The 11,368-nt window shown below is 38.2% G+C and carries 10 protein-coding genes; all 10 read left to right on the forward strand.

The window, feature by feature from the left end; translation table 11 throughout:
* The coding region (locus AWW78_RS08470) for a cytochrome c3 family protein (protein ID WP_047134883.1) at positions 1–1,215 on the forward strand (1,215 nt) is incomplete at its 5' end.
* 40 nt (positions 1,216–1,255) lie between these two features.
* Positions 1,256–3,220 (forward strand): cytochrome c3 family protein, encoded by a 1,965-nt coding sequence (locus tag AWW78_RS08475; RefSeq protein WP_141653911.1) that lies wholly within the window; start codon positions 1,256–1,258, stop codon positions 3,218–3,220.
* 57 nt (positions 3,221–3,277) lie between these two features.
* Positions 3,278–3,835, forward strand: coding sequence for a cytochrome c family protein (locus AWW78_RS08480; protein ID WP_047134885.1), 558 nt, complete (start codon positions 3,278–3,280; stop codon positions 3,833–3,835).
* A gap of 66 nt (positions 3,836–3,901) precedes the next feature.
* The gene (locus AWW78_RS08485; protein ID WP_047134886.1) at positions 3,902–4,345 is read left to right on the forward strand and encodes a QcrA and Rieske domain-containing protein; all 444 of its coding nucleotides are present in this window, start codon (positions 3,902–3,904) and stop codon (positions 4,343–4,345) included.
* Positions 4,346–4,349: 4 nt separating this feature from the next.
* Positions 4,350–5,432, forward strand: a complete 1,083-nt coding sequence (locus tag AWW78_RS08490; protein ID WP_047134887.1) for a cytochrome b — start codon at positions 4,350–4,352, stop codon at positions 5,430–5,432.
* 19 nt (positions 5,433–5,451) lie between these two features.
* Entirely contained in the window at positions 5,452–6,879 is a 1,428-nt protein-coding gene (locus tag AWW78_RS08495; protein WP_047134888.1) for a cytochrome c3 family protein, read from the forward strand.
* A complete protein-coding gene (locus tag AWW78_RS08500) occupies positions 6,876–8,144 on the forward strand; it encodes a hypothetical protein (RefSeq protein WP_047134889.1) in 1,269 nt (422 codons plus the stop codon). Before AWW78_RS08495 ends, AWW78_RS08500 begins: the two co-directional genes overlap by 4 nt.
* A gap of 20 nt (positions 8,145–8,164) precedes the next feature.
* Positions 8,165–9,385: a cytochrome c3 family protein gene (locus AWW78_RS08505; protein ID WP_082349315.1), complete on the forward strand. Its 1,221-nt coding sequence runs from the start codon at positions 8,165–8,167 to the stop codon at positions 9,383–9,385.
* A 20-nt stretch (positions 9,386–9,405) separates the two neighbouring features.
* Complete coding sequence (locus AWW78_RS08510) at positions 9,406–10,584, forward strand: CxxxxCH/CxxCH domain c-type cytochrome (protein WP_047134890.1); 1,179 nt, start codon at positions 9,406–9,408, stop codon at positions 10,582–10,584.
* Positions 10,585–10,851: 267 nt separating this feature from the next.
* On the forward strand, positions 10,852–11,368 hold a 517-nt coding region (locus AWW78_RS08515), incomplete at its 3' end, for a hypothetical protein (RefSeq protein ID WP_047134891.1).

An 11,368-nucleotide genomic window follows, 5' to 3' on the forward strand; every position in this document is an offset into this window, starting at 1 on the left:
CATGTGAGCAAAGAAAGAATTAACTGTTTAAAATGTCATGAGGAGATAAAACATGGGAAGGTAGAGGTTTTCGAGGTTTTTTCACCCGTTTGTCAAGAGTGCCATGGAAATAGGCATTCCATCCAGGAAAAAATTTATTCTGGAACTGGGGGCAGGGATGTTCCAGTATTGCCTGATCCGATGTTTCTCGCTGGTGTTTCTTGTAGAGGGTGTCACGAGGTTAAACTTACAAAAACTCATTCTGAAGTAATTTTCGAGCTTCCGGAGTTTGATCCTAATTCATGCAGTAATTGTCACGGCAAGGGTTATGATAAACTCGCGGGTCAGTGGCAGAAAATAGTTAAAGAAAGATTGACAAAAATTGAATCTGAGATCGAGGTTGCGCGACTTTTGAAGAGAGTTAATTTGAAGAAATTTAATGACGAAAAAGTTAATGTAAATCTTGAAACCATTAAACGGGATGGAAGTTATGGAGTTCATAACATAAAGTATGTCAATCTTCTTCTTGATATCGTTGAAAAAGAGATAGGCGCAAGGGGTAAAAAACCAGAACTTGAATTTGTTTATAAAAATAATTCAAGATGTCTTGATTGTCATTTTGGAATTGAAAATTTAAATAGCACATATAAAACGAGAGATTTCCCACATGGCGTACATTTATTTAAATTGAATTGCGTTAATTGTCATGTTGGGGGTGAGCCAAGACAAGCCTCACATGGGCAAGTGCTTGAAGTTGCAAGTGATTGCAATAAGTGTCATCACAGAGATTTGATTTATAAAGGTGGTGGAAGCGAGTCAAAATGTGAGACTTGTCATTCAAAACAATCGAATTTTTATAACGGAAAGTTTTTGACAGATTCTGAAGATTTCATGGCACAAGCTGGAGTTTCGTGTCAGGATTGCCATATGGCGGGTGATAATTTGCCGATTAGGCCAGGGGTTGAGATCTGCGGCTCATGCCATGAACAAGAGTATACCGAAGATTTTATTAAAAAGAGAGAACAGATTAAAAGTTTGATTTCGAAATGGGATAAACTAAAGCCTGAAATAGTAAGAAGGTTAAATTCAAGTGGGGATGTTGAAGAGATTTTGAAATTCTATGAGCTCGATAAAGCAATCGATGATTTTATAAGCGAGGGTTCATTCGGTGCGCACAATTTACAGTTTATCGACGAGTTAAGTCAAAGAATTGAGAAATTCATTAGAAAATTTTAAATTTTGGCGTGAAACAAAATTAAAGAAAAATAAGGAGAGAATGGAGAAAGCGAAGCTCAAAAAATTATCTTTAAAAATTGGACTAGGACTTTTGATTTTTCTGTTCATTTTGGCATTTTCTGCGGAATTTACTTCACGACCGTCCTTTTGTCCCACGTGTCATTATATGGAGCCGTTTTATGAAAGTTGGAAAACATCTACACATAAAGATGTGACTTGTGTTAAGTGCCATTTCCCGCCAGGTTTGGCTGGAACTGTGAGAGGAAAGCTTGAAGGTCTTGTTCAGGTTGTCAACTACTTTGCTCGTTCTTATACAAAAAGAAAACCCTGGGCGGAGATCTCGGATGAATCCTGTTTGCAAAGTGGATGCCATGAGACGAGATTATTGAAAGGTAGGGTCATTTATAAAGGGGTTGTTTTTGATCATGGGCCACATCTTGAAGAGATGAGGCGCGGGAAGAAGTTAAGATGTACAAGTTGTCACTCACAAATTGTTCAAGGTGAGCATATCACTGTTACTGAAACGACTTGCTTCTTATGTCACTTTAAGCGAGACGGTGATGTTGAATTTGCGGTTTACAAAAAATTATCCAACTGCCAAACATGTCATCATTGGGAATCAATACCAAAGGAGGAAATGTCAAGGTATCGATTCGATCATTCAGAAGTGATAAATAGAAAGATTGATTGTACGCGTTGTCATGTCAGTACGGTAATCGGTGATGGATTTGTTCCGAGGGAGAACTGCTATTCTTGTCATTTTGATCATGCGCGTCTTAGTCAATACGGAAATACCGAATTGCTTCACAGGGTTCATATCGCTGAGCACAAGATTGAGTGTATACAATGCCATTTGACAATTCAGCATAAGGTTAGAAGGATAAGCCCGGATGAGGAACTTGAATGTAAAAGTTGTCATATAGATGAACATAAAAATCAAGTACTTCTTTTTGCTGGCAAGGATTTAAATGGTTTGAAAGGTCATCCGAATCCAATGTTTGAGGCGGGTTTGGAGTGTGCGAGTTGTCACGTTTTTCACGAGGAATTGATAGGGAAAGCCAAAGTTAAAGTTGCGAAACCACAATCTTGCGAGGTGTGTCATGGTAAGGGTTATGCAAAGCTTCTTGTGTTGTGGGAAGAGTCAGCGGATAAAAAAATCGAAGGCCTGAAGCGTCAGATTCAAATAGTTGATTCGCTTGTTGATGTCCCATCCGCGAAAACACTTATTGAAAAAGCGAAAAGCTCAGTTTTAATAGTCGAATCTGGGAAGGCAGTTCACAACATAACATATTCAGATCAAATAATTTCAAAGGGTTATGAATATCTTGCTGAAGCTTTAAAGATCGCAAAGGTAAATTATAACTTGCCCAAGTTTTTTGCTTCATCAAAAGTTCCAAGCGAATGTGCGAATTGTCATACTGGAATCGAAAATATAAGCAAAGCAATTTACGGGACTGTTTTCTCGCATGCGAAACATGTGCAAGAGAACGGGTTAAAGTGCAACACATGTCATTCAAATGCAAGAAAGCACGGGGAGTTAGTTTTAACAAAAGACAAATGTAATTCGTGCCATCACCAGAAGCAGACAGCGCAAGACTGTAAGAGTTGTCATAAGATATCAACTGAGATTTATTATGGAACTTTTATGAGTAAAATGAGCCCAGATGTTATGAATCAAGCTGGGATTGAATGTGTTGATTGCCATGTGGTAAATGCCAAGGTTATAAAGCCTGATGAGACAATTTGTTTGAACTGTCATGATTCTGGATATGATAAGATGGCTCTCGAGTGGAAAAACGAGGTGAGAAAGTTGATAAGTGAAGTTAAAAGGTTGAGTCAGAATTATGAAGGTAAAGATAGAAGTGAAATTTTGGGAATTGTATCGGGAATTGAGAAATGGAGCGCGTCTGGAATACACAACTACAATCTTGTTACCGAGGTATTGCGAGATATTAAAAGAAGGTTAACTCCGCAACCGATTGGTGAAAATTTGAAAACATATTGACAATTAAATTTATTCTCTCTAAATTAACAATGTAAAACAAAATTTGTGGGAGGAGATATGAAGAGATATTTATTCGTCCTGTTTCTGATTCCTATTATTTTCGGATACCTTATTTCGCAAGAAGCACCAAAGCATAAGTATGTTGGTGTTGCAGTTTGTGCACCATGCCACAAGGGAGAGAAAAAAGGTAAAATGTTTGAAATCTGGCAGGCAAGCAAACATGCAAAGGCGTATGAGACATTGAAGACAGAAGAGGCGAAAAAGATTGCGCAAGAAAAGGGGATTAAAGTTCCGCCGTATGAAGCACCCGAATGTTTAAAGTGCCATGTTACGGGTTATGGTGCCCCGAAGGAAGCGTTTTTGGAAAAATTTAAAATTGAAGATGGTGTTCAATGCGAAACTTGCCATGGTCCAGGTTCAGATTATAAGACTTTGAAGATCATGCAAAACAGGGAAGAAGCCGTAAAAAATGGGCTTGTGCTTGCTTTGGTCTCAGATGGAAGTGCGGAGAAGCTCTGTAGAACATGCCATAACGAGCAGAGCCCGACATTTAAAGAGTTTGATTTTAATAAAGAGTGGCCCAAGATAGCTCATCCACTTCCGAAGGCTGAATGATTTTTTACTGGGCGCATCCTTTTCCAAGATGCGCCCTTTGTTCTTTAAAAAATAAGGAGCGAATTTATGGTGCAAGAGCATAGGAGTTCGAGAAGAAATTTTTTGAATTATATTCTCGGTTTTGGTTTTCTTGGATGGATTATATCTGTTTTATATCCAATCATTCGCTATATCATACCCCCTAAAATTCCCGAAGCCAAAGTAAAAAGTGTTAAGGTTGGTAAGGTTGGGGATTTTAACCCTGGCACGGGGACAATCTTTAAATTTGGAAACAAACCCGGGATTCTAATTCGGCTTGAAACCGGTGAATTTCGCGCTTTTTCAGCTGTTTGCACGCATCTTGATTGTACGGTTCAATATCGCGAGGATATGAAAGCGATTTGGTGTGCGTGTCATAATGGGGTATATGACCTTAATGGTCGAAATATTTCGGGTCCTCCGCCAAGACCTCTTGAAGCATTTCGAGTCATTGTGAGAGGAGATGAAATTTACGTATCAAAGGAGGGTTGAACCCATGGCAAAATTTGGAGAAAGATTATTTAATTGGTTTGATGAAAGATATAAAATACGTGGCTTCATTGAATTTATGTCTCATAAGTCTGTGCCCCAGCATAGGCATTCGATATGGTATTATTTCGGTGGGGTGAGTTTGTTCCTTTTTATAATTCAGGTTGTCACTGGCATTCTTTTGTTGCTTTATTATAGGGTTGGAGAGGATAGCTCTTATGAGAGCGTTCAATTTATAGTTTCGAAGGTTAAATTTGGCTGGTTGATTCGCTCAATCCACAGTTGGTCAGCAAATTTAATGATACTCGCTGTTTTCATTCATATGTTCAGCGTTTACTTCACAAAGGCGTATCGTAAACCGAGGGAATTAACTTGGGTTACGGGATTTTTACTTTTAATACTTTCTTTAACATTTGGATTCAGTGGATATCTTTTGCCTTGGAATGAGCTAGCCTTCTTTGCAACTAAGGTTGGAACGGAGATAATTGGTTCAATTCCTGTAATTGGGAAGGAATTGTTAATAATTGTTCGCGGTGGAGAAGATGTGACCGGTGCAACCCTTTCAAGATTTTTTGGGCTTCATGTAGCCATACTTCCGGGAATTTTTACCGTGATTCTTTTCATACATCTTTTATTTGTTCAAATTCAAGGTATGAGTGAACCGCCCGAGTGGGAGAAGCTACCGCCTGAGAAGAGAAAATACATTCCGTTTTTCCCCAATTTCTTACTTCGTGATCTTCTTCTTTGGTTGATAATTTTAAATATACTTGCAGTTCTTGCTGTCTTCTTCCCCTGGGATTTGGGTAAGAAGGCGGATCCATTTGCTCCTGCACCAGCTGGAATTAAACCCGAATGGTATTTCCTTTTCATGTATCAAACCCTCAAGCTTTTACCACCAAAAGTTTTATTCATTGAGGGTGAATTTTTTGGTGTTCTCATTTTTACAGTCGCTGGAATATTGTGGATGCTTGTTCCATTTTGGGATGTGAAAACTGAGAAGGGTTATAGAAATAGGTTGATAAATTACATCGGGCTTTTCGTGTTAATTTATATGATCACAATGACGATACTTGGATATGCGTTAAGTTAAAAACAAAATTTTAATTGCGATGAGGCGATTTATTGTTTTAATACTAAGTTTGTTTATATCTGTCTCCGCTTTATCTCAAACTGGAGATGGGTGTTATAATTGTCATAAAGATGCTGTAGGGGATAAAGCAACGGAGCTTTATCCAGGGGATGTTCATTTTAAGCTTGGAATTTCATGCGCGGATTGCCACGGTGGGGACAAAACGAGTGATGATATGGATGTTGCGATGAGCAAGGAAAAAGGATATATCGGAGTTCCGAAAGGTGATAAAATCACGAGTGTGTGTTTAAGATGCCACTCGGATGATGCAATTATGGGGAAATTTGGATCAAAGATCGATGTAAAGCAATTTAAACTTTTCAAAGCAAGCGTTCATGGGAAAAGTGAAATTGCAACATGCGTAACTTGTCACGGTGTTCATAATATTAAAAAAGTTACTGACCCTGCTTCTCCCGTTTATCCAACTTCTGAAGTTAGGCTTTGCAGCAGATGTCATAGCGATGCAAATTACATGAAGCGATTCAATCCAGCTCTTCCAACGGATCAGTTTGAAAAGTACAAGACAAGCGTTCATGGTCAAAGGATATTGAAAGGTGATGTTAAAGTAGCAACATGTTCTGATTGTCATTCCGCTCATGATATTTTCAAGGCTAACGATCCAAGGTCAACTGTTTTTGCTTCAACTTTACCCAAAACTTGTGCAAAGTGTCATAGCGATGCTGATTATATGCGAGGTTATAAAATTCCAACTGATCAATACGAAAAATATGTTCAAAGCGTTCATGGTAAAGCTTTGCTTGAGAAGGGTGATTTATCGGCTCCGGCTTGCAACGATTGCCATGGGAATCATGGTGCTATTCCACCGGGTGTTAAGTCAATTTCACATGTTTGTGGTGTATGTCATGCTCTAAATGCTGAAATGTTTTCAAGGAGTCCACACGCTGAAGTTTTTGAAAAGAAGAATATTCCGCAATGTGAAATTTGTCATGGTAATCATTTAATCGAACATCCAACCGATGAAATGCTTGGTGTAAGCACAAAGTCAACTTGTATAAAATGTCATAAGGAAGGAGATAAAGGTTTTGAGGTGGCAAGACAAATGAGGGATATGATTGATACGCTTGTTGTGAGGGCAAGTAAAGCAAAAGCAATTCTTGATGAGGCTGAATACAAAGGTATGGATGTATCAGATGCAAGATATGAGATGAACGATGTTCCGCAGATCCTTATAAAAACGAGAACAGTGATTCACACTGCAAATCTCAATGAATTTAAAGAAACAATTGAACCTGGATATGAAATAGTAGATAGGGTCACTAAATCTGGGCTTGATGCAATTTATGAGTATTATTTCAGAAGATGGGGACTTGGGATATCAACATTGATAATAACAGTTCTTGTAATCGCTCTTTATTTAAAAATTAAGCAAATTGAGAAAAAGAGATGAGCAAGAAATTAATTTTTTTGCTATTCCCGGCGATTTTATTCGCACAAAATTTAAACCTTCGCCTTACAACCACAGCTTATATGTGGCAGAGGCAAGAAACCCCTGAAATTTCGACGAATCATCTCAGGGCTTATCAGCTTGCGCAGTTAACTTTGAGCAAAGGTAATTTATCGTTTCATGCCTTTGCGAATCTTTCGAATGATTTTCGCGAAAAGCAAACCGATGACCCAAGATTTAGATTTTACAATTTCTATCTTAACTGGAGAAATATTTTTAATCGATTTAATTTAAAACTTGGAAGGTTTGCTGTTTATTCAGGGGTAGGTGTTGGGACGATTGATGGTGCGTATATCAATGCGAAGATTTTTAAGTTTTTAAGCGCAAATGTTTACGGTGGATTTCTTATGCCACGGAATCAAAAATTTGCATTGAACGATGATCCGAAGAATAACTTTATGTTCGGAGGACAATTAAAGTTTTCAAAGGGCTCTTTCAATGCATCGTTGAGTTACTTCAATCAACATCGCAAACCCAAAACTTACGAAGCCTTTCGTGCAGATAGCCTTGGGGATGTATTTGTTCAAGAGATCAGCCCAACTTCTTCACAGTATCAAATTGTAAGTGGTGATTTAAACTATGAATTTTCAAGCTTTGAGCTTTATTCACGCCTTGATTACGATATAAACAGAGTCAAGTTTTCAAGGTTTGAATTTTCAGCGGGTGTTAATTTGATGGAAAGGTTAAAGTTAAGCGCTGGTTATGATTATCGTGATCCGAGGATTCCAGCGAATTCAATTTTTTCCGTTTTCAATTATAGTGTGACCAAGGAAATTGAAGCGGGAATTCATTATAGGATTTCGCCACTTCTGAGAGTTTATGTTGGCTTCTCGAATGTTAACTATGTTGATGACAAAGCACAAAGAATTGTGGTGGGATTTGATGCTGGATATGGCTCTGTTAATTTTGCGAAGAGATTAGGTTATGCGGGTGAGCTTGATGGCGTATCGGCACAAGTTTATTATCCGATGTTTAACAATAAGTTTATTCCAAATGCGAGTTTAAGTTATAGTTCTTATAAACTATGGGAAGGCGGTGAGAAGCATAAAGACATTGTTTTGGCTTTAGGTGGAAATGCAAGGCTAAATAACGCAATTTCCTTCGACATTCAGACGCAGTATATTCAGAACAAAGTTTATAAATCTGATTTTAGAGTATTTTTCAAGTTCAACTATTGGCTTTTTACAAATCTTGGTTTTATTAAATGAAAATCAATTTGGTTTGAAAAATGAAGATGACGAAAATTTTCATATTCTACGCTTTGTCAATTTTATTGGTTCCGCTTACATTTATATTCGTCGCATTTTCTGATTCAAAGGTATCAGAGCGAGATGAATTTTATGGGGATAATGTAAAGCAATGGATGAATGTTAAGTTTTCACATAAGTTTCACGCTGAAAATGTGGGTGCTGAGTGCACTGATTGTCATGCAGATGCTTTGACGAGCGAGAAATCATCCGATTTTCTTCTTCCTAAGCAGGCGACTTGTTTTAATTGCCATGATGAAAAGTCAACACCATGTGAATTTTGTCATCTTGATACAAAAAATATGGTTCCATACGAAGCGCCCATTAGAAAAATTGCTTTTTCTCACAAGTTTCACATTGAAAATCAAAAATTGAACTGCCTTGATTGTCACGCCGGTGCTGATAAAGTTGATTACGCAACGCCCGAGCATCTACCGAGCATGGAAAGTTGCTTTACCTGCCATAATAGCAGAACTGCAACGAATGAGTGTGAAGCTTGCCATGTTGAGGCCGTTACACTTTTGCCGACGAGTCATAAGGTTGTTGATTTTGCAACTGAACATAAAAAGTTTGTTCGCGCCGTTGGTTCTGAGAATAATTGCGTTACATGTCATACTGATGATTTCTGTCAGCAGTGTCATGACGGTGTAAACCTTGTTCAAGTTCCGTTAACAGGAAAAGATTTTTATGCCCCATTTACGCCGCAAACTTCCGGGAAAAAGCAACTCGTTTTGCAGAGGGTTCACGATTTGAATTATCGTTATACTCATGGAATCGAGGCAAAGAGCAAGGAAAAAGATTGTTATGTGTGTCATGATCGCCAGACTTTTTGCAGTGGTTGTCACGCACCCAATGGTAATATAACGTTGAGCCAAGCTAAACCCGAATGGCATAGTGGAAATGATTTTGTCACGATTGGCGTTGGAACTGGCGGTGGAAGGCACGCTAAACTTGCTAAACGAGATATTGAAATGTGTATGAGTTGTCATGATACCGAAGGAGCTGATCCGACTTGTATAATTTGTCATGTCGATAGAAATCCAGGAGTTGGTAATGATCCAAAAACGCATCCCAAAAACTACATGAAAGATGTCGAAGGTGACTGGCACACGAATGATGGCTCGGTATGTTTCACTTGCCATACGAACACGAGAAAATCAGGAATTGGCTTTTGCGGATATTGTCATGGATCAAAAGATTAAAAATTTAAAAGTTGGAAAAAATGAAAGCCAAAATTTTAATTCCGCTGATCCTTATTTCACTTGGTTTATTCTCATGTAGCGAATTAAAGGAGGAAATCATTACGCCACCTGCTTTATTAAAATTAACTTACAAAGACGACATCAAAAAAATTCTTGACGACCATTGTGTAAGTTGCCACAATCCAGCATCTACGAATTTTGATCTTTCAACATACTTTGGAATAGTGCAAAGTGGGGTAGCGATACCTGGAGATCCGAACAGTAAAATTGTTGTTGCTACGCAACCTGGTGGAAGTATGAGGGAATATCTTGGAGCCGATGCAGGTTTAAAGGCAGATAAAATAAAAAAGTGGGTTATTGAGGATAGTTTAGCTCTCGGAGCTATAAAAATACATCCGTCTGATTGGGTCCAAGTTGGGAGTGAAAATTCACATGGAAAGTTCATAAGAAAAACATCTTGGAATCTCGACCAATGCAAGCAATGTCATGGAAGTAATTACAATGGTGGGATCAGTAAATCATCTTGTTATACATGTCATAGTGCGCCTGGTGGACCAGAGGCGTGCAATACATGTCATGGGAATCTGTTAAATTCGGCACCGCCAAGGGATTTGAGCAATAATTTCTCAACATCTTCTCCTGGTGTTGGAGCGCATCAAGCGCATGTTGTTGGAGGTAAACTTTCACTCGGTTTTGATTGTAATGAATGTCATGTGAAGCCAAGTAATTTGAAAAGCCCTGGGCACTTACCTGTATCTTCAGATGATACAACTCCAAACAAAGCTGAAGTTATCTTCCAGCCTTTATCGCTTTCGAGAAATTCCACACCGATTGGAATTGGCGATTCGCTTGTTCCGAACCCAAATTATAATTATGAGCAATTAACTTGTTCAAATACTTATTGTCATGGGTATTTTAGAAATGGAAATTTGGGTAACACGCCGAAGTGGAATGTTGTAGATGGCACTCAATCGGCTTGTGGTACATGTCATGGTCTTCCGCCTGGTGGAAATCATCCTGGGGTTTCTTCGACTTCATGTGCAAGTTCTTGTCATAATGATGTTGTTGAACTTTCTGGTGGTCAGCTTCGGATCAAGGATAAATCAAAGCATGTGAATGGGAAATTAAGTTTGTACGGATACGAATTGGATTTTTCCGTTAAGCAAAAGGATAAGATTGTTGGTTTAGGGTTGAAGTAAAATTTAGAAGGGGACTTTTAAAGTCCCCTTTTTTGTTTTTTAGAATTTTTATCGAGCTAAGAATGTCACATAGATGTTTTTAGAGACGGAAAGGGAATGGTTTGAGATTTAGATGTATGTTGGTGGGAAGGCACGAGGGGAATTTTGTGGTGGGTTCTAATTTTTCAAATTTTGTTTTGGGGTTTGTAGACTTGACTTTTAAATTTTGATTTATTATATTTGCTTTGTAGTACAAAGTAATTTGTAAAACAAATATGGAGATGAGCTATGGAGAAAAAAGTAGATTACACTGAACAGGATGCAGTTATGGAGTTAAGTGAGGCATTTAGAAGAATGGGAATTGCTTTGGGGAGAAGGAGGACAGGAGATTATTTGATTTTATGGGGTTTTGTACTGTTTGCGGGTGGGATGCTTGTTGGAATAACTAAATATGGCTTTCTTTGGAATGTTGCTGTACTAGCTGGCTCAGTGGGGACGATTTTGATAACGATCAATCGAGTAAGGCAGATGATGAGGGCGGGTATGAATTTTCCAGAAGGGCCTTATATTGGTTCAATGTGGCTTTCTCTTCTTCTTTATGCGATTATTATATTTGGTATCGTTAAAATGACAGGTAAAGTTTCGTTGACTGGAATTCAAGTTTCGCTTTTCTTTCTTAATTTTGCGATGTTGGGGTATGTTTTGATGGGGATTTTGATTGGAAAAGAGTTAGCAATTATTGGAATTTTGACCTCGGCAGCATCAATTCTAAGCGGTTTGTTTCTTAAAAAAATTTTTAGTTTTG

The sequence above is a fragment of the Candidatus Kryptonium thompsonii genome (assembly GCF_001535985.1).
Lineage (GTDB): Bacteria > Bacteroidota > Ignavibacteria > Kryptoniales > Kryptoniaceae > Kryptonium > Kryptonium thompsonii.